At 36.1% G+C, this 20,813-nt stretch carries 21 protein-coding genes; 14 read left to right on the forward strand and 7 right to left on the reverse strand.

Annotated features, from left to right (window positions below):
• Nucleotides 1-30: 30 nt before the first annotated feature.
• From TDSAC_RS00630 to TDSAC_RS00650, 6 genes are all read right to left on the reverse strand, one after another.
• On the reverse strand, nucleotides 31-462 hold the full coding sequence (locus tag TDSAC_RS00630) for a hypothetical protein (RefSeq protein WP_108307897.1): 432 nt from the start codon (nucleotides 460-462) through the stop codon (nucleotides 31-33).
• 25 nt (nucleotides 463-487) lie between these two features.
• Nucleotides 488-1,783 (reverse strand): polysaccharide deacetylase family protein, encoded by a 1,296-nt coding sequence (locus TDSAC_RS00635; protein ID WP_199919823.1) that lies wholly within the window; start codon nucleotides 1,781-1,783, stop codon nucleotides 488-490.
• A gap of 127 nt (nucleotides 1,784-1,910) precedes the next feature.
• On the reverse strand, nucleotides 1,911-2,348 hold the full coding sequence (locus TDSAC_RS00640) for a universal stress protein (RefSeq protein ID WP_199919824.1): 438 nt from the start codon (nucleotides 2,346-2,348) through the stop codon (nucleotides 1,911-1,913).
• A gap of 4 nt (nucleotides 2,349-2,352) precedes the next feature.
• Nucleotides 2,353-2,676: a hypothetical protein gene (locus TDSAC_RS08970; RefSeq protein WP_150130259.1), complete on the reverse strand. Its 324-nt coding sequence runs from the start codon at nucleotides 2,674-2,676 to the stop codon at nucleotides 2,353-2,355.
• A gap of 87 nt (nucleotides 2,677-2,763) precedes the next feature.
• Nucleotides 2,764-3,111 carry a DsrE family protein gene (locus tag TDSAC_RS00645; RefSeq protein ID WP_108307905.1) on the reverse strand — a complete coding sequence of 116 codons (348 nt, stop codon included), beginning with the start codon at nucleotides 3,109-3,111 and terminating at the stop codon, nucleotides 2,764-2,766.
• A 123-nt stretch (nucleotides 3,112-3,234) separates the two neighbouring features.
• Nucleotides 3,235-4,842, reverse strand: a complete 1,608-nt coding sequence (locus TDSAC_RS00650; protein ID WP_108307907.1) for a DUF3373 family protein — start codon at nucleotides 4,840-4,842, stop codon at nucleotides 3,235-3,237.
• Between the two features lie 684 nt (nucleotides 4,843-5,526).
• Here TDSAC_RS00650 and TDSAC_RS00655 point away from each other — a divergent pair.
• Nucleotides 5,527-5,967 (forward strand): HNH endonuclease, encoded by a 441-nt coding sequence (locus TDSAC_RS00655; protein ID WP_234405748.1) that lies wholly within the window; start codon nucleotides 5,527-5,529, stop codon nucleotides 5,965-5,967.
• Here TDSAC_RS00655 and TDSAC_RS00660 read toward each other — a convergent pair whose 3' ends face one another.
• A complete protein-coding gene (locus TDSAC_RS00660) occupies nucleotides 5,968-6,417 on the reverse strand; it encodes a tRNA (cytidine(34)-2'-O)-methyltransferase (protein ID WP_108307914.1) in 450 nt (149 codons plus the stop codon).
• A gap of 121 nt (nucleotides 6,418-6,538) precedes the next feature.
• On the opposite strand from TDSAC_RS00660, the gene TDSAC_RS00665 reads away from it, so the two are divergent.
• The 13 genes from TDSAC_RS00665 (at nucleotide 6,539) to TDSAC_RS00725 (ending at nucleotide 20,812) form a co-directional block, all read left to right on the forward strand.
• Entirely contained in the window at nucleotides 6,539-6,877 is a 339-nt protein-coding gene (locus tag TDSAC_RS00665) for a P-II family nitrogen regulator (protein WP_013755527.1), read from the forward strand.
• Nucleotides 6,874-8,157 carry a diaminopimelate decarboxylase gene (lysA, locus tag TDSAC_RS00670; protein ID WP_108307917.1) on the forward strand — a complete coding sequence of 428 codons (1,284 nt, stop codon included), beginning with the start codon at nucleotides 6,874-6,876 and terminating at the stop codon, nucleotides 8,155-8,157. Before TDSAC_RS00665 ends, lysA begins: the two co-directional genes overlap by 4 nt.
• An 86-nt stretch (nucleotides 8,158-8,243) precedes the next feature.
• Nucleotides 8,244-9,317, forward strand: coding sequence for a polysaccharide deacetylase family protein (locus tag TDSAC_RS00675; protein ID WP_108307919.1), 1,074 nt, complete (start codon nucleotides 8,244-8,246; stop codon nucleotides 9,315-9,317).
• Nucleotides 9,318-9,338: 21 nt separating this feature from the next.
• Nucleotides 9,339-10,652: a phosphohexomutase domain-containing protein gene (locus tag TDSAC_RS00680; protein ID WP_108307923.1), complete on the forward strand. Its 1,314-nt coding sequence runs from the start codon at nucleotides 9,339-9,341 to the stop codon at nucleotides 10,650-10,652.
• 63 nt (nucleotides 10,653-10,715) lie between these two features.
• Entirely contained in the window at nucleotides 10,716-11,750 is a 1,035-nt protein-coding gene (gene recA / locus TDSAC_RS00685) for a recombinase RecA (RefSeq protein WP_108307927.1), read from the forward strand.
• Nucleotides 11,751-11,802: 52 nt separating this feature from the next.
• Nucleotides 11,803-13,350: a ribonuclease Y gene (gene rny, locus TDSAC_RS00690; RefSeq protein WP_108307930.1), complete on the forward strand. Its 1,548-nt coding sequence runs from the start codon at nucleotides 11,803-11,805 to the stop codon at nucleotides 13,348-13,350.
• Nucleotides 13,347-14,150: a TIGR00282 family metallophosphoesterase gene (locus TDSAC_RS00695; protein ID WP_108307932.1), complete on the forward strand. Its 804-nt coding sequence runs from the start codon at nucleotides 13,347-13,349 to the stop codon at nucleotides 14,148-14,150. The genes rny and TDSAC_RS00695 overlap by 4 nt, the downstream gene beginning before the upstream one ends.
• A complete protein-coding gene (gene tgt / locus TDSAC_RS00700; RefSeq protein ID WP_267894126.1) occupies nucleotides 14,143-15,240 on the forward strand; it encodes a tRNA guanosine(34) transglycosylase Tgt in 1,098 nt (365 codons plus the stop codon). The genes TDSAC_RS00695 and tgt overlap by 8 nt, the downstream gene beginning before the upstream one ends.
• Before the next feature lie 45 nt (nucleotides 15,241-15,285).
• Entirely contained in the window at nucleotides 15,286-16,740 is a 1,455-nt protein-coding gene (secD, locus tag TDSAC_RS00705; protein ID WP_108307937.1) for a protein translocase subunit SecD, read from the forward strand.
• Nucleotides 16,740-17,615 (forward strand): protein translocase subunit SecF, encoded by an 876-nt coding sequence (gene secF / locus TDSAC_RS00710; protein WP_108307940.1) that lies wholly within the window; start codon nucleotides 16,740-16,742, stop codon nucleotides 17,613-17,615. Before secD ends, secF begins: the two co-directional genes overlap by 1 nt.
• Before the next feature lie 16 nt (nucleotides 17,616-17,631).
• Nucleotides 17,632-18,585: a cation diffusion facilitator family transporter gene (locus tag TDSAC_RS00715; RefSeq protein WP_108307942.1), complete on the forward strand. Its 954-nt coding sequence runs from the start codon at nucleotides 17,632-17,634 to the stop codon at nucleotides 18,583-18,585.
• Between the two features lie 149 nt (nucleotides 18,586-18,734).
• Entirely contained in the window at nucleotides 18,735-19,424 is a 690-nt protein-coding gene (locus tag TDSAC_RS00720; RefSeq protein WP_108307944.1) for an MtnX-like HAD-IB family phosphatase, read from the forward strand.
• 23 nt (nucleotides 19,425-19,447) lie between these two features.
• Nucleotides 19,448-20,812: an aspartate aminotransferase family protein gene (locus TDSAC_RS00725; RefSeq protein WP_108307946.1), complete on the forward strand. Its 1,365-nt coding sequence runs from the start codon at nucleotides 19,448-19,450 to the stop codon at nucleotides 20,810-20,812.
• The last annotated feature ends 1 nt before the right edge of the window (nucleotide 20,813 follow it).

The following is a 20,813-nucleotide window of genomic DNA, read 5'->3' on the forward strand; positions in this document are numbered from 1 at the left end:
TATTATAACAAATATACTAAAAAAAGTGTTTTAATAAATCAAATAAACAAATTTTACTAAGTTAGACTTTTCTTTTGAAATATCTTGCCATATGGATTCTAATTTGCTTTCTTTTTCTTTTTCTTTATTTAAAAGACTTATTGCTATTGTTAAGTTTTCTTTATTATTTAATATTTCAATTCCCTTAACGCTGTTACCAAAGATTTTCCATATCTTTCTGCCAACAGTTTGAAGCATTTCAAGGAGTTCATTTTCTACTATAAAATTACTAACTAAGGCCCTTTCCTTTTCTATGGTGTATCCTGAAAATCCTAAAACTTCTAGGACCTTACCGTGATCTTTTGAGATTTGATAATTTTCAAATAGATCCTTTTCAAGCCCTAGTTTTTTTATAAGTCTTATTACTAGTTCTTCTAGTTCTTGAACCCTTAACTTTAGTATTTCAACTTCTCTTTCACTCAATTTCTTTCTCCTTTTACTGTACTGATTACTTTATAATTTTATATATTTTTAAAAGTTTATTTGTATTAACAAACAAAACTCTATCCTTTTCAGCGCTGTCCAATAAAGCCTCTAATTGTTTTTTGCCTAAATATGAATGGAAGAAAAATGAAACCACCCCTCTTGAAAAGGCTCTATGTTTCTTAAGTTCATTATAAACTGTTTTTTGGGTGAAGTTATATCCATCATACCCAAAGTCTTCTGGTATCCAGTAAAGCCCCATATAAGTAGAGGGATATATTAACATTTGGTGAACTATTAATGGATTGTTGAATTGAATTTCATCTACCAGAAGAACTCTTTCGTAAATCGTTTTTATACCCTCGTCTTTGAGCGCTTTATAGAGAATAGGAGGTGCCATATAATGAGGGGTTTCCCATCCGTCAATTTTAAGTCCTGCTTTCTCTATTATACTTTTAGCTTCTCTAATTCTATTTTCGAGCTGTTCAAGCGTAATTCTCTCTGGAAATGGTTTTTGGGTTCTAGGATTGAAAAATTCGTATCCTACAGCAGTTACTCCAGAAAATTGGTGTGTGAGACCATGAATAAATATCTGGGCACCATGAGATTGAGCGTTCTTTAAAATTTCTATGAGTTTTGGATCGTCAGTTAGTTTTATGTTAATTTTTTTTGCTGGGTTTACAAATATTGGTATTACGCCAATAGAAAAATGAATCTCCCTTTTTTCAAGAAGTTCTATTACTGCTTCTAACTTTTTAATATCATACATTGGATGAATATCTTCTAATCTGATGAGCCCTAAGGGTCTTGGCTCTTCTGAAACTCCCAGAAATCTCGCTAGAGCGTCACAAAGCGCCATATATCTTTTTCTATCAGGCCCTAAAAAAGGATGAGAAGTCATAAAGAATAGATTCTTTGATCTTAAAAGTATAGGTGCTACAGAACCCAAATTGTTTTCTGCTGCAATCATAACTTCAGATTCCTCTGGATTTATGGATGTTACGAAAAAAGGCTGCGTCTTAAAAACGAAACCTCTATATAAAACTTTGTCGAAATCAGATTTATTCTTTGAATATCGAAATCCTACTTTGTTTTTTCCGTAGCCCTTAAGTAGAACTTCTTCATTTGAACCGATCCACCATGTAATTTCTTTGCCCGACTTTGCTCTCCAGACAATTGGTTCTGGTACAAACTGCATCGCCCTTGTACCCTCGTAAAAGAGCATTTCAGGATCTTTTGCTACATAAGGTGAATTTATACTAAATCTTTCTGCTTTGATATTTCTAACGCCTAACAAGTTTTCAATCCATCTGGATTGCATCTGGCCTATACTCGAATACCAAACCCTCTTTTGATCACAAAATATCAAAGCTTTTATATTTTTGTTTGTATCAAAATGAATATACGCGATCGATATCGATAATATTAATAAAAAAGTGCCCAGCAGTTTATCTAACGATAAATACTGAGCATTTTGCATGATGGCTGATCTTATCCGATACGCTCCCCATTAAAAATCCTTCAAATTCATTTAACCCTCTGCTGCCCAGGACTACGAGATCAAAGTTTTCACTTTTTATTCTTTCAAGGATCATGTTTGCAGCATTTGCTATGTCCATAAATATAGAAATGTCTTTTATTCCATTATTCTCTAGATATTTTCTGGCGTCTTCGATTATTTTTTTACCATTTTTTTCAAGATCTTCTATCATTTGCGGCATAAAAGCTACTTCTGCTCCCATCAGATCTGGAAGCATAGGCGGCATACATATAGCATGGCAGATTTCAACTGAGCTATCAAAGGCTTTTGCAAGAGCAATTGTGGTGTCAAGGACCTTTTGGGTATGTACTGAACCGTCAATTGCAGCAAGAATTTTTTTATACATTGCCCTATTCGTGAACGTGTTCATGTGGGTGGGTATGTGGATGAGTGTGAACGCTTCCATCGCTATGAACGTGTTCATGAGTATGAACATTTTCTACGGTAAAGGTGCCTTCCTGATATAAACTTTCCTGTGCCCTTTCCAGCGCTGCTGTTACTAATTTTAGATGCTCAACTGCTTCATCCAGGCCCTTTTCCATACCATCAAAACCAAGCATACTTCCCATCATCTGCCAGCGAGCTATCTCTTCTCTAAGAAGTTGCACCCTATTTATCAGGTGTTTGCCTTCAATCTTCATTACTGTCATATAGGACTCATTATTCGAACACATAATAAACCTCCTTAAATAATTTTAATTAATAGTATAACAAAATTTAACTGGAAAATCTCATTCTAGTTCGATTGATAAAGTTATTTCTTATGCCTTTATATATTGATACCCTGCTTTAGATAGATTTACCATTTCTACAATGCCTGATGGGACTATTTTTACGAATTCAAGTACGTTATCTAAAGGAGTGTGTGTTTCTCTCAGTGCGTTTTGTGAAACCATAAACTTTACTCCTTTTTTGTGTAGGTTAATCATTTCATCTTTTAGAGAATTTTCTCTATCCTTTGTAAATAGCTTGACTCCATCGCCGTTTGCAATAAATACAATCTGTACTCCATCATCCTTATAAGTTTCCAACAAATTTTTTGCGCTGAAGAATGCCTTGGAAAGCTTAACGCTATCGTCAGTATCAATGTGTATTACTACGCTGTTCATAAATATTTACCCCCTTATTATATAAGTTATTTTTATTATACAATAAAACAGAATTTTGAGTATAGATAAAGCTTTTTAAAAGCAAAAAAACCCCCGATTTCTCGGGGGTTAAAAAAAGCTTTTTTAAAACTTTACGTCCATCTGGATGTAGTATCTTTGATCCTTGTCAATCTGATCTGGGTTAAAGGTATAGTAATAGCCGTTAATGGTGTTATATGGCTTCTTGCCCTTCCAGTAGTCATAGTTAAGGGTAAGAGATGCGTTCTTTGCGACCGGGAGCGTGTAGTATACGTTGTAGTAGTCCTTATACTCTGTGGAACCCATTGTGTTAAGTATGAATGGGTTAAACCACTTGTTGTCGCCAAACCAGAAGTCTCCTGTAAGTGCGCCAACTGGAAGAGGAATGGTAGCTCCAACTCTCCATGCGCCGCCATTTAAAGAATGGGTGCCACTAAGATCTGGTGCACCAGTAGCTCCAACTCCTGGCATATCTGTAGATGTGCCATTGTAACCTGCCCACATATCTACGTTGTAGATATTCCAATTACCTATGACTGCCCACCAATCATACTTGCCATAAATGCCGCTTGGTCCAGTTGTAACGTTATTATTATCGAGTGCGCCAAAATATGTTAGCTTGTCAGCATAACCATAGTCTGCTTCCAAACCAAAGTTATTAAAGAGCTTTGTCTTCAAATTTAGAACGTATACATCCTTGTCTTTGAAGCCATTTGCCTCTTGCGAAGAGGTAACCAAGCCTGCGTCAAAGAGCTTTACCCATGCTGCTGAAACTGATGTTGATGGAAGCATATTGCTAAGGTCAAATACTACAAGGCCGCCTTCTGTGCCTGTGTCCATAAACAAGTTGTTGTAATATGCTCCAGTATCCATGGTAGGAAGTCTGCCGAGAACGAATGTTACAGGATATGGGTTAAGAGTCCATGTGATGTAGGATCTCTCTACATAAAGAGTATTGCTATCATCATTGTAACCGGTAAGGGATGCATAAAGTGGGTTTGCATTGTTTCGTCCATTGCTGTTTACTCCTGCATTCTTCTCCATAGTAAGTCTTGCATTGAAGCTGATGTTGTCAGCAACTGGCGCTGCAACGTTTAGTCTGATTCTGTAACGCATAAAGGTATCGTTCTTTTGATCTGCTGGTGCGGGATACTGAGTGCTGATTGCTTCTCCATATACTCCAGGTGCGTAAGTATAAGTATTACCATTCAAAGTCGCTGTTCCACCACCTGAAAACAATGGCGCAACTATTGTTCCACCTGTAGGTAGTGCATAAAACGTTGCCTTTTCGCTTCCGAGTCTAAATCTTGCGTCTCCTGTGAAGTTCACAGTGTCAAGAGCTGCCTTTTTCTCGAGCGCTGCAACTCTGACGTTTAAAGATGCGAGTTCTGACTTAAACTCTTCTGCTAACTTCATAAGCGTTGCGATGTCGTTAGCGTTAAGCTGGATCTTTTGATCCTGTGCGTTTTGACCCTTTTCATACATATCAAGCATTCTTGCAACTACCATTGCCATCTCATAACGGGTGGCAAGTCTGTCGCCTCTAAATGTTCCATCGCCATAACCAATGACCAATCCCTTTGCTGCTAAATCTTGCACTGCCTTGTATGCCCAAGAATTAGCTGGTACATCTGAGAATGGTCCTGCCATAGCGGGAACTGCAAGGGCAACGAGAAGAGATGCTACTACAAAAAACATAGCGAATTTTTTCATCTTTGCATTTCCCCCTTTAGGAAAGTTTAGTTTTTTTGTTTCATATATTAGCCTTCTTACAGAATCATTTCTTGCTTTCGGGGGATTTCACCTCCTTCTTTCGCAGATTGAAATCATCTGTAAAAGGCTCTTTGAAGGCTTTTAAAAAAGCCTTTCAAAGCTTTGGGAGAAGCGAAACGCTATTTAGTTGTCAAAGTTGAAAAACTATTTCAGCAATATATTTAATTTAATTATATTTAAATAGTGTATATATAATAATTTATTTTGTCAAGTTTTAATCGCCGGTGCCATAGAGATTCTTCAAAAATTATTTTAAAGATTATTTGTATCAAGTTTTAATATAAATTTAGTCTTTAATTGATATAATCACTTTATGTCTAAAAATTACAAAGTAAAAGCTTTGAATTCTATAAAGATTGCTTCTAATGTTTTTCGTATAGCACTAGCTCTATTTTTTCTCTATATTATCTTTTCTCAAGGATCAAAAAAGCAACCTAACCGTTAACCTAATGTTAACACTTCAGTGTGTTATAATCATTAAAGCTGTATTAGAGTTACATTAGACTTTTAAACAACTTTAAGGGGTGAACAATTTTCCTTACTAAAAAGGGGCTTTCTGATGAAAAGGTTTTGGTATTAAATTCTTCGTTTTATCCTCTAGGAGTTAGCTCCTGGAGGAAGGGGGTGTTACTTGTTTGGAAGAAAAAAGCAGAAGTTATCGAATACAATGGTCACTTTTTAAGAGAAGATATAAGGCTTCCATGTGTGATAAAGCTCGATAGAAATATATTTTTGCCGCACAAAGACGTAGCACTAACGAGAAGAAATATAATTGCAAGGGATCAAAATACGTGTCAATACTGTGGCAAAAAGTCCTCGAATCTTACAGTAGATCACGTAATACCAAAATCTAGAGGAGGAGAACTTTCCTGGGAAAACGTAGTGGCTGCCTGTCAGGCATGTAATCTAAAAAAGGGTAACAGAACACCTGAAGAGGCTAATATGAAGCTTCTAAGACCCCCAAAAAAGCCAAAAATTCCGTCAAATCTCCTTGATATTGTTAGATTTGCAAAAAGCCAGTATCATGAATGGATAAAATATATACCTAAGAAATATTTCTCATAGTTACCAATTTTCTATCTGTCTTAGTGCCTCGTATAAAACTATTGCTACGCTATTAGCAAGATTTAGAGATCTTGCCTGTTTTTTCATCGGAATATAGTAAGTTTTTTCTTCAAATTCTTGAAGTATTTTTTCATCTAAACCACTGCTTTCCTTGCCAAATATCAGGATACTTTCCTTAGAATAACGTCCTTTTGTATAAACATTTTTTCCAGAAGGAGTAAAAAGAAAGATATTTTTTAGGTCAAAATCATCTCTTGCTTCGTCAAAAGTTGGGTAAAATGTAAAATCAAGATATTTCCAGTAATCCATTCCGGCTCTTTTTAACCTCTTGTCGTTTAGTATAAAGCCTGTGGGTCCTACTATGACTAATGAAACTCCTGCAGCTACACACAATCTGCCTATGTTACCTGTATTTTGTGGAATTTCAGGTTCAACCAATACAACTTTCATTTCGTTACTAACTCCTTGTATTTTTCGTTTTTGATTATTCACAGTATTCTATATAATATAGTAAAATGTTAAGATCTTTAATAATTTTAAACAAGGAGGTGAGCCCGGCTGGGCCATAATAATGAAAAAGATAGAAGCAATTATTAGACCTTATAAACTTGATGAAGTGAAGGCTGCCCTTACTGAAATGGGCGTAATGGGAATGACAATTACTGAAGTAAAGGGTTACGGGCGCCAGAGAGGTCATACTGAAAGATATAGAGGTTCTGAATATGTTGTCGATCTTTTGTCAAAGATAAAGATTGAGGTAGTAATTCCAGAAGACGAGGTGGAGGGCGTAGTTCAAACCATTATAGATTCTGCAAGAACAGGTGAGGTAGGAGATGGCAAGATATTTATAAGTTCAGTGGATGAGGTTATTAGAATTAGAACTGAGGAAAGAGGGGAGGCCGCTGTTTGAAGCTTTACCCCCAAACGTTTGAAAGAAGAGATGGGCTTTGTTATATTGGCGGTATAAGTATAAAGGATCTGGTACAAAAGTATTACACTCCTTTATATATAGTGTGTGCTCAGACTGTAAAATCTAGAGTTGAGAGCTTTAAAGAAAGCTTCAAAAAATACCTCCCTTTCGAATCCAGGATAGCCTTTGCGGGGAAATCACTTTGCGTAACTGGATTTTTAAAAAAGCTTAAAGAACTTGATACGTGGCTTGACGTAGTTTCTGGAGGAGAATTATATACTGCTATTAAAGCTGGTTTCGATATGAAAAGAATATATTTTCATGGAAACAATAAATCCTTTGAAGAGCTTGAGTTTGCTATTAAATCAAATGTTGGTTATATAGTGGTTGATGGCTTTTCTGAGATAGAGAAGATTAGAGAGCTTTCTAAAAAATATAACTATATTCCCTGTATGATTAGAATTTCTCCTGGCATAGAAGCCCACACTCACGAATTTATAAAAACAGGCAAAATAGATTCTAAATTTGGCTTTCCTATAGGAGAAGATGCTATAAAAGCTGTAAAGGAATTATCCTCAATAGATAGTGTTAAATTTAAAGGAATTCACGCCCATATTGGTTCTCAGATATTTGACTCGAAGCCTTACGTCGAGTTGGTAAACGTGATGTTTGACTTTGCAAATAAGCTAAATAATGAGGGTTTTACTTTAGAGAACATAAATTTTGGTGGAGGATTTGGAATAGCATATACAGAAGAAGATTATCCTCTTTCTATTGAAGAGTTCGTTAAAGACATATCACTAGAAATAGTTAAAAATATGAAGAAATATAGTATGAAAGATTTGGCCTTTACTGTTGAACCTGGCAGATCTATAGCTGGGCCTTCTGGAATAACCGTTTACAGGGTTGGTTCAATTAAAAAGATTAACGGATTTGTGCCCTATGTGGCAGTCGATGGCGGTATGGCAGATAACCCAAGATATGCTCTATATAAGGCAAAGTATCACGCAGAACTTGACGAAAAGACTGAAATATTTCAGGAAGTGAAAATAGTTGGCAGATTTTGTGAATCTGGGGATATGCTTATTGAGAAGATAATGTTGCCGGAAGTTAATGTAGGAGACTTGTTATTGGTTTTTGCAACCGGCGCATACAATTACTCTATGGCGAGCAATTATAATAGATTTGGCCGTCCTGCTATGGTGATGGTGGAGGATGGGAAAGATACTCTTATCGTAAGAAGGGAAACTTATGAAGATATCGTTTCTCATGATATGTAGGATGGTAAATTTAGTGATAGTTATTTTTTATTGAGATATTGTGTCTGTTTTCATCAAGCACACTATTGTGTTAGAAAGGGGCTTATATGAAATTTTTAAATATAAAGGTCATTGTGCCTGCTATTTTGATTTTTCTTGTTATAGGCGGCTTAATATGGCACTTTTCGCACAGAGCTGAGCACCTATCCTTTGTTCAAGTTGATAAACAAAATACCGATAACATTACAAACCAAATAAGGTCAAAGTTAACAGGTGATGTTCTTGACGTAAAGTCTGCTTCTGATGGATTTATAACAGGAGCATGGATAGCCTTGAAAGTGAATCCACAGAGCGATGCTTCATTTGAGTCAGAATCAAAAGAGATATTTTCTTCTTTGTTTTCTATTCCAGGGCTTGATTTTGTAGAGATAAGCTTTATAGAAAGGCCTGCTATTCATAAGTATGGTTATGGTGAAATATTTACTGCGCTTTCCACGCATAATGCTTTTAAGAATAACGTTCCTCTTGAAGACTGCGGTTATTTTTGGTCCTGGAACAATGGCAAGCCTTATTACAATGGTAAGGATCCCTTTAATAAGGTTGAGCAGGCACTCCCTATAAAACAGGGTGAGAAAAGGATATTTTTGACGTTTGACGATGGGCCGTTTCCCTTGTATTCGCTTTTGCTTGCTGATTTGATAAGACATTACGGTCATGCTACGTTTTTTTTGGTTGGCAAGATGCTTGAAGTAAGACCGTATATAGGGAAGATCTTGCAGGATTGGGGTATTGAAATTGGATATCATTCAGAAGATCACTATAACTTTAATAAATTAGATAACGCTATGGCAAAGGATGAAATTACTCTTGAAACCGCTACCTTTAAAGCTGCAGGCTTGGATTTGTCTAAAATCAAGTGGTTTAGACCTCCTGGTGGAGATCTTGACAGTCAGAAGGAGAATCTTGTGAAAGATCTGGGACTAAAAGTAGCGTGGTGGAATGTGAACACGGCAGATTACAAAAAAGAAACTACCAGAGAACAAATAGCAAGTTCATACCTTTCTGGTTTGAAGGATGGGAATGTGTTTCTTGGGCATCAAGGTCTCTTAAAGACTATCCAGGCCCTTGAAGTAGTTTTGCCAATTATGAAATCAAAAGGCTATAGTTTTGAAAGTTTATGAAAATTTTTAGGAGGATTTGATTTGGCTCTTTTTGGTACAGATGGCATAAGAGGAAAGATTGGCTCAGATTTAAGCGCGAAGTTATGCTTCGATGTTAGTAGGGCTTTTGGGCATTACTTAAGAAAGACCCTGCCGGGTTTACCTGTTCTCCTTGGGAAGGATACGAGATTTTCTGGGGATATGATTGAGTCTGCTATTTCTGCGGGGCTTAGCTCTCAGGGAGTTGAAGTTATAAAATTGGGCGTAATAACTACGCCAGGACTTCAATATTTGTGTGCCTATAAAGAGTGTGCTGGCGTAATGATAACAGCTTCTCATAACTTAGCGGCAGACAATGGCATAAAGCTCTTTTCTAAAGGTGGTCTCAAGCTCAGTCCTGAGGAAGAATCTTATCTTGAAGGTTTTATGAATAGTGATTTTAAAGAAGAGCCTCCAGCAAGAATTTATGAAGAGGACAAATTTGTCGAGATTTATCTTAACTACCTGAGGGAAAGGTCAAGAGGGATTATTGTAAAGGGTATTGTTTTAGATTGTGCCAATGGTTCTACTGTTCGCTTTGCACCTGGACTTTTCAATTACCTTCATCCAGATTTTTTGTATACTGCAGGTTGCTATCCCGATGGATACAATATAAACCTTAATTGTGGAAGCACCCATCCTGATGTTATTTGTGATCTTGTGAGAGGACTAAACAAGCGTTCGACAATCGGATTTGCTTTTGATGGTGATGGTGACAGGGTTATAGCCTGTGATGACAGGGGAATGATAGTTGATGGTGATGATTTCCTTGCGGTGCTTTCTTTATGGTTAAAGGTGGTAGTGGGCAAGAGAAAATTTTCTGTGGTTGGAACTGTTATGACAAATAGAGGACTCGAAGAATTTTTAAAAAAAGAAAGTATCCTTTTTTATAGATCGAAGGTAGGAGATAAAAATGTATACAGTATGATGAAAGAAAAGGGAGCGCTTCTTGGAGCAGAGACCAGCGGGCATGTAATTATAGATGGTGAGTTATGTGGCGATGGGATGCTGGCCGCGATATACCTGTTAAGAGGTGTTCATGAACTTGGTCTCAAAAGGTTGAATCTTTTTAAAAAGCATTTTCAAATTATGAAGAGCGTTAGGTTAGAATCAAGAATTTCTTCGTTGAATCAGGAAATAATTGAGAAAATAGAGGAGTTTCAGAAGAATTTTAATGGCAGAATAGTAGTGAGACCATCAGGGACAGAACCTCTTGTAAGGATTATGGTAGAGTCTAAAAGTTTAGAGGAAGCACAACTTGCCTGTCTAGACATTTGTAATATGTTTGAGAAGAAAGAATTTAAAACTGTTAGTTAATAGATAAAATTTTTAATTGAGTGGCGAATTTAAGTAATAACTCATTTAGGAGGAAGCCAAAAAATGTCAGATAAGACAGATCAAGAAAGAAGTATTGATTCTGCAATATCTCAAATAGAGCGCAGATTTGGTAAGGGTTCAATAATGAGACTCGGCGAGGCTGAGCCGCCAAAGGTAGACGTTATCAGTTCTGGTTCTATGGCTATTGATATTATTTCTGGGATTGGTGGGCTCCCGAGAGGAAGAATTATAGAAATTTATGGTCCTGAAGGTTCTGGAAAGACTACAGTAGCCTTGCACGCTATAGCAGAAGCTCAGAAAGCCGGTGGAGTTGCGGCTTTTATTGACGCTGAGCATGCCTTAGACGTTTATTATGCCGAAAGAATTGGCGTAAATCTTAAAAATCTTCTTATATCACAACCTACTACGGGTGAAGAAGCCCTTGAAATAGCGGATACACTTGTAAGAAGCAATGCTATTGCTATTGTTGTGATAGATTCGGTTGCTGCCCTTATACCAAAGTCTGAGCTTGAAGGGGAGATGGGAGACGTTACAATTGCCCTGCAAGCGAGACTAATGTCCCAGGCCTTAAGAAAGTTAACAGGTACAGTAAATAAGTCAAAGACTGCGTGTGTCTTTATAAATCAGCTAAGAGAGAAGGTTAGCACAGGGTATGCTTCTGGTCCAATAGAGGTTACACCTGGTGGAAGGGCCTTGAAGTTTTATGCTTCTATGAGAATAGAAGTTAGAAGGGGAGAAGCTATAAAGAGTTCAGTAGGAGAAATTATCGGCGCTAAGATGAAAATAAAGATTGTAAAGAATAAACTTGCACCCCCGTTTAAAGAAACAGAACTGATATTAATCTATGGCCAAGGTATAGATAAAACAACTGATCTATTTGAGACGGCGCTTAATCTTGGATTTATAACCAGGTCTGGTAGCTTTTACTACTTTAAGGACCTTAGACTCGGGCAAGGAAAGGACGCGTCAAGAACTTTGTTGGAAGAAAATGTAGACTTGAGAAATGAAATTATGCTTGCTGTTAGAACATATTTTGAACCAGAGGCCAAATCAGCGGCAGATGAGAAAAAACAATAACTAATATCTATTAAAAATTTTTGATGATAAACCGAAAGGGGTGATACCTTAAGTGGAACATGGTCTTTTAACGATTATTTTAATAATACTTATAATAATTGGCGTTGCTGTTATATTTTATTTATATAAAAAAACTAAGGAGTTAAGATTAGAGGCAGAAAAGCTTAGTAGAGAAGCTAAAGAAGTTCTTCAAAACAACATTAAGGAAGCCGAAAACAAGAAAAGAGAAATACTTCTTGAGGCGAAAGATGAGGCTATAAGGTTAAAGTCTGAAGCAGAAAGAGAGATAAAGGAAAGAAGAATTGAAATAAATAGGCTTGAGCAAAGGCTTTTGCGTAAAGAAGAAAACCTTGAAAGAAAACTTGAAAATCTTGAAAAAAAAGAGGAGCAGATAAATCTAAAAAAACTTCAGATAGATGAATTGAAGGCAAAACTTGAAGGCCTTATACAAGAAAAGATGATCGAAATTGAGAGAATATCAGGCCTTACATCTGAAGAGGCACGAAATATATTGCTTGCTGAAGTAGAAAAGGAGCTTGACGTTGAGATAGCAAACAAAGTTAAAGAAGCCCAGATGAAGATCAAAGAAGAATCCGAAAAAAAGTCAAGGGAAATATTATCTCTTGCTATCCAGAGATGTGCTGTTGATCACACTATGGAGTCAACTGTTTCTGTAATTACCTTGCCAAACGATGATATGAAGGGAAGGATTATCGGAAGAGAAGGGAGAAACATACGCTCTTTTGAAGCTGAAACGGGAGTAGAACTAATAATTGATGACACGCCTGAAGCAGTTACAATTTCTAGTTTTGATCCTATAAGGAGAGAAATTGCAAGGAGATCTTTGGAAAAACTTATATTAGATGGTAGAATCCACCCTGGAAGAATTGAAGAAACTGTTGAGAAATCCAGAAGAGAGCTAGAACAAGAAATAAAGGAATACGGTGAAACAGTTTGTCTTGAGATGGGCATAGCAAACTTTCATCCTGAAATTGTAAGGCTTATAGGTAGACTAAAGTTTAGGACCAGTTATGGCCAAAACATATATCAACATTCTGTAGAAGTTGCTCACCTTGCTGGGATAATGGCATCTGAACTTGGACTTGATGCAGCTCTGGCAAAGAGAGGTGGATTGCTTCACGATATTGGTAAAGCGGTAGATTTCGAAATGGAAGGTTCTCATGCCCTTATTGGTGCAGACCTTGCAAAAAGATACAAAGAGAGCCCTATAGTAGTAAATATGATTGCAGCACATCACGGTGAGGTGGAACCGATAAGTCTTGAGGCTATTCTTGTTCAGGCTGCTGATGCTGTTTCTGCGTCCAGGCCAGGAGCAAGAAGAGAATCCCTTGAGACTTATATAAAGAGATTAGAAAACCTTGAAAAGATTGCGCTTTCGTTTGAAGGGATAGATAAGTGTTTTGCGATACAGGCAGGCAGAGAAATAAGGGTTATGGTAAAGCCAGATCAGATTGATGATATTATGACACAAAAGCTTGCAAGGGATATAGCAAAACAAATAGAAGAATCATTAGATTATCCAGGAGAAATTAAAGTTTGCGTGGTGAGAGAAATTAGATCGGTTGAATACGCTAAATGAAGATATTGTTTGTTGGAGATATTGTTGGCAGGGCTGGTAGACAAATACTTAAAGAGGCCTTTATGTATCTTGATCTCAGATCAAAATATGATTTTATAATTGCAAATGCGGAAAATGCTGCTGGTGGTTTTGGTATTACGAATAAGGTATTGGATGAATTGCTTCAATTAGATATAGACTGTCTTACAATGGGTAATCATACTTTTGATAAAAAAGAGGGTGAACAGGTTTTATTACACAATAGAGTAATAAGACCGGCTAATTTTCCACCAAACGTCGTGGGTTCTGGTTACGGCATTTTTAGTTCTAGAGCAGGAAAGGTGGCCGTGGTAAACCTCCTTGGAAGGATATTTATGCAACCGATTGACTGTCCTTTTAGAGCTTTTGATCTTTTATACCCAGAGATAAAAAAAGAAACGGATATTATTGTTGTTGACTTTCACGCTGAAGCTACCTCTGAAAAGGTTGCTTTTGGACTTTATTTAGATGGAAGAGCTAGCGCTGTTATCGGGACACATACTCATGTGCCTACAGCAGATATAAGGATTTTCCCAAATAAAACTGCTTACCTTACAGATGTTGGTATGACAGGCTCAACTGCTGGGATAATAGGTTTCAAAAAGGATTCTATAATACAAAAATTTTTAACTTGCATGCCAAAAAAATTTGAGGTTGAGATTGAAAATCCTCAACTTCAAGCCGTTTCTATTGATATTGATAAGGATGGCAGGGCAAAATCAATTGAAAGGGTTTTTTATCCAGAAGAGGTCTTTTTTGAGGGAAAATCTCATAATGATTAAAGAAAAATTCACTCAAAAAAATATAGGTAAGTTTAATTTTCGAATTGAGGAAAACAGTTCTTTTTTTCAACTTTTTTCTAATACTAGGATAAGGCAAGGCCAATTGAACATAAGAGGAAAGATTGCTAAAACCCCATTATTTATGCCAGTTGCCACAAGAGGAACGGTAAGAGCGCTGACCCCATCCCAGCTTAAAGAAATTGGATTTGAGATGATACTTTCTAATACATATCACCTCCACGAGAGGCCTGGCGAAGAAGTTATAAATAAATTGGGCGGGCTTCACAAATTTATGAATTGGGATGGCTTAATACTTACCGATTCTGGAGGCTATCAAGTCTTTAGCCTTTCAAATTATAGAAGGGTTACTGATGACGGCGTAGTTTTTAGATCGATTCTAGATGGTAAAGAGATCTTTTTTACTCCTGAAAAAGTTTTAGAAATCCAAAAAAAGCTAAATTCTGATGTGGCAATTTTTTTAGATGAATGTCCTGAATATCCATGTAATGCAAAAAGAGAAGAAGAATCTCTGAAAAGGACTATAAAGTTTGCTGAGCGCTCTATTAAGGTAGAAAAAAATCCTGGTCAACTCTTTTTCGGTGTAGTGCAAGGGGGCATGAATTTTAAACTAAGACAAGAATGTGCCCAGGCACTACTATCTCTTGGTGTAGACGGCCTTGCTATTGGTGGTCTCTCAATTGGAGAAGAACCTTCTTTAACCAAAGAAGTTCTTTTGGCAACACTTGAGGTAATTCCACCTGGTAAACCAAGATATCTAATGGGCGTTGGATCCGACATATTAGAGTATATAAAAATGGGCATTGATATGTTTGATTCGGTTTTTCCTACTAGAATTGCAAGGCATGGCAGCGCTATTTTGTATAATAAAGGAAGAATAAACATATCTAATAAAAGATTTAAAGAAGATGAATCCCCTTTAGATAGAAATTGTGACTGTTATACTTGTAGAAATTTTTCAAGGGCATATTTAAGACATCTATTTGTTTGTGATGAATTACTTGGCAAAACTTTGCTGAGTATTCATAATTTAACTGTTTTATACAAGACCGTGAGAGCCCTGAATTCTTAAAGTGTTTTCAATTGTGAAAATTAGTTCGAAAGGAGTTGGAAAGATTTGAAATTTAGAGGATTGAGGTGGGGCATTATATTAATAGTGCTTGCAGCTGCAATTGCTATAAATTATCTGATGCCTCTCAAAGAAGGTTTGGATTTACAGGGTGGGATGGAAGTGGTCCTTGAAGCTCAAAATACAAAGAACATTACTGTTAATAGAGAGGTAATGCAGGGAGTTAAAGCGGTTATTGAAAACAGGGTAAACGGACTTGGCGTTTCAGAACCGCTTATACAACTAAAAGGAAATAATTCCGTCCTTGTTCAGTTGCCTGGTATTAAAGATTATCAAAATGCTTTGAACGTTATAGGAAAGACTGCTTTTCTTGAGTTTAAGGAGCCAATCTATGATACTGCAACCGGTCAAATTACAGGCTGGAAAACGGTTTTGACTGGTGCTGACTTGCAGGACGCAAAGGTAGGATACGACTCGAATAGTAAACCTGTGGTAGATATAACTTTCAACTCTGAAGGTGCAAAAAAGTTTGCTGAAGTTACAGCAAACAATATAAATAAACCTCTGGCTATCTTTCTTGATAACAAAGAAATATCTGCTCCGATAGTAAAAGAGGCTATTACAGGCGGAAAAGCTCAGATATCTGGGAATTTTACTCTTCAAAGCGCAAAGGAACTTGCAATCCAGATAAAGGCTGGCGCCCTGCCTGTTCCTGTAAAACTGGTTGAGCAAAGGGTGGTTGGGCCTACCATTGGTAAAGATGCAGTTGATTCTGGTTGGAAGGCTGGCTTTATAGGGCTTTTGCTTGTTGCTATATTTATGGTTTTGTATTATAGGCTACCAGGCTTGATTGCAGATCTTGCGCTAGTTTTGTACGGGCTTATTGTACTTGCTATATTTAAGCTTATACCTGTAACCTTGACATTACCAGGCATTGCAGGTTTTATATTGTCTATTGGTATGGCAGTAGATGCAAATATATTGATTTTCGAGAGATTAAAGGAGGAGCTCAGAAAGGGTCTTCCTTTAATATCAGCAATGGATTTAGGTTTTAAAAGAGCGCTGCCAGCAATTATCGATTCCAATGCCAGCACGCTCATTACTACAGCAGTTTTGTTTACGTGGGGATCCAGTATAATAAAAGGTTTTGCTGTCACTCTTGCTATTGGTGTAATTATAAGCTTTTTTACTGCTGTTATAATATCCAGAGCTTTGATGGATCTTGTGGTTCACATTGAATTTTTTAAAAAGTTAGGGTTTTATGGGGCTGGAGTTGGCATTAATGCTTCAATTACAGATGAAGTTCCTGGCGAAACTGGCATATCCTCTTCTGAAGCTTCAAAGCCAAAAACAAAAATCCCTGTTTCCTTAGTGCAAGAAATTAATAAGGATGAAAATGGAAAGGGTTCTTCTGAAGTTTTTTCTTCTGGAGAAAGGGAAAAAAAGCAAGAAAAAGTTTCAACCTCCAGGAAGGATAGAAAGGCTAAAAGGAGGAAAAAATAATGAATATAATTGGGCTTAGAAAGTGGTTTTATGGTTTGTCTCTATTAATAATTTTGCCGGGAATAGTTTCTCTTGTATTATTCGGTCTCAGACCTTCAATTGACTTTACTGGGGGAACTATGATACAGATGAGGCCAGAAAATCCAGTTAGCATAAGTACGCTAAGATCTGTATTAGAATCGAATAATCTCAAGGATACAATGATCCAGCAATCGGGCAATTCCTTTATTATCAGGACAAAGCCTTTAAATATCGAGGAACAAAAAGCTCTGGTTTCGAGCCTCGAATCTAAATTAGGAAAGATTAGCTTTGACAAAATTGATATGATAGGGCCTACGGTTTCTGCAGAACTGGTCAGACAGGCAATTATCCTGGTATTTGTTGCAGCATTTCTAATAATATTATATCTGTCCTTTAGATATAAACCTGTTTTTGCTATATGTGGTGTAATAGCATTACTACATGACGTATTGGTTATAACCGGGCTTTTTTCAATCTTTGGGGTTCTTTTCCACGCTGAAGTTGATTCCTTATTTGTTACTGCTGTTTTGAGTACTATAGGATATTCTATGCATGATTCAATAATTATTTTTGACAGAATAAGAGAAAATATGAAATTTATAAAGAAACACACCTTTGAGGAAATTGCTAACTTCAGCACGCTTCAAACAATTTCAAGGTCAATTAATACCTCATTTACTGTTGTGCTAGTTTTAATATCTCTACTTATATTCGGTAGCCCTGTGATAAAGTGGTTTATAGTAGCTCTATTGATAGGTATTATTAGCGGAACGTATTCTTCAATATTTAACGCTACAGCTCTGGTAGTGGATTGGACAAACTTTAGGAAAAAGATGAAAGAAAAGTCTAAATAAAGAAGGATAAAAGTTTTTGTTTTTAAAAAAGGAAGAATACTTCGCGTATATAGCGGCATTTTTGACCTTTGTTAGCGCATTAATTAGAGTATATGCAGGTTATTTAACCTCATCTCTTGCTATTACTGCCGAAGGCTTTCATGCCATTACTGATGTAGTCTTAAGCTTTGTAGCTGCAATAGCCTGTATTGAGGCAAGAAAACCTGCTGACAGAACTCATCCCTATGGTCATGGAAGAATAGAGGATCTTTTTATATTATTAGAGTCACTTGTTCTCTTAACTCTTGCAAGCTTTATTCTTTTTGAGGCAATTACAAAAATTAATAAGCCTACATTTAAGATGGATCCCATTTCAATGGTTATCTATGCCTTTACTCTTGTTTTAGTCTTGTTTGGATCTTTGTTTGAAAAATATGGCGCGAAGATTTTTGATTCCAACGTCCTAAGAGCTGACTCTATTCATCTAATGGCAGATGTATTTGTAGGTTTTGCAGTTTTAATAGGTCTTTTTGTTGAAGAAGTTTTTTCTTTGCATTTTTTGGATGCTTTTATGTCTATTTTAATTGCCCTATGGATACTTAAAACTTCACTGTCATTGGGTTTTAGATCGATTTCCTCAATAATGGAAACAAGAGTTGTAGAAGTAGAGTCGTACTTAAAATCTCAGTGCACGAATGTACCTGGATTATTATCGGTTCATGCAATAAGAACAAGAAAATCTGGAAATGAAGTATATCTTGACCTTCATCTAGTTTTTCCTGCCTGTTTTACGCTTTACCAGGCGAACGAGTATGCAGAGAAATTAGTGTCCTGCCTGAAAAAGAGGTTTGAAAATCTTGATATAGTCTTTAGATTGGACTCTTGTATAGAAAAGGGTTCTAATTGCAATAAAAATTGCAAGAGATATGATGATATGTGCTTGTTGAAAAATAATTTAAACAAAAATAGTAAATGCCCTTTAGTAAAATGATTTTTATAGCAGTTTATTATATGTATTACAATAAAAAAAATAATGGAGGCAAGGTATAAGGAGTGCTAAATTTGTTTGAAATTTTGCTTATACAACTAAGATTTCGTTCTTTAATTATATTTTAATCAATTTTACATAAGCTAATAAATATGAAAAAGATTATATTTTGTGATTTTGACGGAACAATAACGAAAAAGGATACTGTAGATGATTTCCTGAGGAAATTTGCAATGCCAGAGTGGGAAAAGATAGAACTTCTCTGGCAACAGGGTAGTATTGGGTCAGATGAATGTCTTAGAAGGCAACTTGCCTGTGTAAAGCATGTTACTTTACAAGATATTTACAACTTTCTTGATAGTGTAGAGATAGATAACAGCTTTATAGATTTTTATGAATTTGTAAAGGGTAAAAATATTGATTTTATCGTTTTAAGTGATGGATTTGATTTATTTATTAATTATATATTTAAAAAGTTAAAGTTAGATATTAGATTTTTCTCTAATTCTTTAACTTATAAACAGGGAAAATTGAGTATAGATTTTCCCTATAGAGATAGTTTATGTCAGGTTTCGTCTGGAATGTGTAAGTGTAAAATTATCGAGAAATATTCTAATAAGCAATTTGTATATTATATAGGCAACGGTAGATCTGACTTTTGTCCTGTAAAATTAGCTGATTTTATATTTTCAAAGGATGAACTTACTAGATTTTCTTTTGTAAAGGGTTATAATTTTTTTAATTTTGATAGTTTTTCAGAGATTAAGGACTTTATTTCTCGTCGTGTATTAGATAATAATACTTTTTATAAGAATTTCCAATCTATTTTCAGTTTGCTTTAGGAAATTATTTAGGAGGAAAATTAATGACAGATCAGGAACTTTATAGATTAGAAAGGAATTTTTGTTCCTTTGGAGATACAGTTCATTACGTAAAAGAACCTAAAATATTTCGCAGCGCTGAGGGTTCGTTTATGTTTGACTCCTTGAATACTCCCTTTTTGGATCTCCAAATGTGGTACAGCGCTTGCAATTTTGGATACAAGAACAAGAAAATTAACGATGCATTGATTGATCAGATGAATACCCTACCACAACTCACTTCTCAGTATCTTAGTGAGCCAAAAATTCTCCTAGCAAAAGAACTCTCCCTTGCTGTAGAGGAGAGTTTCAATAAAAAGGGGAGAATTCACTTTAATGTTGGAGGATCTCAGGCAATTGAAGATGCGCTTAAACTTGTGAGAAATTATACTGGCAAAAGCTTAATGTTTGCCTTTATGGGCGGTTATCATGGTAGAACGCTTGGAGCTTCAGCTATTACTTCTAGTTACAGATATAGAAGAAGATTTGGGCACTTTTCTGATAGAGCCTACTTTCACCCTTATCCTTACTGTTTCAGATGTTTTTACAAGAAGACACTAGATAACTGCGACTTTTATTGCCTTAAGATGTTTGAAAGACTCTTTGAAACAGAATACAATAGCGTCTGGGATCCAAAAGCTTCAGAATGCGAGTACGCAGCTTTCTTTATAGAACCGATTCAGGGTACAGGTGGATATGTCATACCTCCAAAGGGCTATTTCGAAAGACTTTCGAAAATTTTGAAAGAAAGAAAGATATTGTTAGTTGATGACGAAATACAAATGGGATTTTATAGGACAGGTAAGATGTGGGCTGCAGAGCACTTTGGAATTTCTCCTGATATAATAACTTTTGGGAAATCTCTAACAAACGGGATGAATCCTCTTTCAGGGCTATGGGCAAGAGAAGAACTTATAAGTCCTGAAATTTTTCCACCTGGTTCCACTCATTCTACATTTGCTTCGAATATATTAGGTGCAAGGGCAGGGCTTGAAGTTATGAACCTTATAAAGGAAGAAAGTTTTGAAAAAGAGGTAAATAGAAAGGGCAGACTCTTTCTTGATGGGTTAGAATATTTAAAAAAGAAATACAAAACAATAGGTCATGTAGAAGGACTTGGTCTTGCACTGAGAATTGAAATCTGTGAAGAGGATTCCTTTACTCCAAATAAAGCGCTTACAGATACAATTCTTGAAGAGGGCTTGAAGGGTGAAATAGAAGTAAAGGGGAAAAAATATGGCCTTATACTGGATGTTGGAGGATATTATAAAAACGTTTTTACTCTAGCGCCTTCATTGTACATTACTGATGAAGAAATTAATTTAGCCATAGAACTTTTGGATAAGCTTTTTTCTAAAGTATCGGTTTAAA

The organism is Thermodesulfobium acidiphilum (assembly GCF_003057965.1).
Lineage (GTDB): Bacteria > Thermodesulfobiota > Thermodesulfobiia > Thermodesulfobiales > Thermodesulfobiaceae > Thermodesulfobium > Thermodesulfobium acidiphilum.

Bases quoted from the DNA above. Each gene is read 5' to 3' on its own strand.
- TDSAC_RS00635 (WP_199919823.1), bottom strand. From the start codon at position 1,783: ATGCAATCCAGATGGATTGAAAACTTGTTAGGCGTTAGAAATATCAAA.
- TDSAC_RS00640 (WP_199919824.1), bottom strand. From the start codon at position 2,348: ATGTATAAAAAAATTCTTGCTGCAATTGACGGTTCAGTACATACCCAA.
- TDSAC_RS08970 (WP_150130259.1), bottom strand. From the start codon at position 2,676: ATGTGTTCGAATAATGAGTCCTATATGACAGTAATGAAGATTGAAGGC.
- TDSAC_RS00645 (WP_108307905.1), bottom strand. From the start codon at position 3,111: ATGAACAGCGTAGTAATACACATTGATACTGACGATAGCGTTAAGCTT.
- TDSAC_RS00650 (WP_108307907.1), bottom strand. From the start codon at position 4,842: ATGAAAAAATTCGCTATGTTTTTTGTAGTAGCATCTCTTCTCGTTGCC.
- TDSAC_RS00660 (WP_108307914.1), bottom strand. From the start codon at position 6,417: ATGAAAGTTGTATTGGTTGAACCTGAAATTCCACAAAATACAGGTAAC.
- TDSAC_RS00665 (WP_013755527.1), top strand. From the start codon at position 6,539: ATGAAAAAGATAGAAGCAATTATTAGACCTTATAAACTTGATGAAGTG.
- TDSAC_RS00675 (WP_108307919.1), top strand. From the start codon at position 8,244: ATGAAATTTTTAAATATAAAGGTCATTGTGCCTGCTATTTTGATTTTT.
- recA (WP_108307927.1), top strand. From the start codon at position 10,716: ATGTCAGATAAGACAGATCAAGAAAGAAGTATTGATTCTGCAATATCT.
- TDSAC_RS00695 (WP_108307932.1), top strand. From the start codon at position 13,347: ATGAAGATATTGTTTGTTGGAGATATTGTTGGCAGGGCTGGTAGACAA.
- tgt (WP_267894126.1), top strand. From the start codon at position 14,143: ATGATTAAAGAAAAATTCACTCAAAAAAATATAGGTAAGTTTAATTTT.
- secF (WP_108307940.1), top strand. From the start codon at position 16,740: ATGAATATAATTGGGCTTAGAAAGTGGTTTTATGGTTTGTCTCTATTA.
- TDSAC_RS00720 (WP_108307944.1), top strand. From the start codon at position 18,735: ATGAAAAAGATTATATTTTGTGATTTTGACGGAACAATAACGAAAAAG.
- TDSAC_RS00725 (WP_108307946.1), top strand. From the start codon at position 19,448: ATGACAGATCAGGAACTTTATAGATTAGAAAGGAATTTTTGTTCCTTT.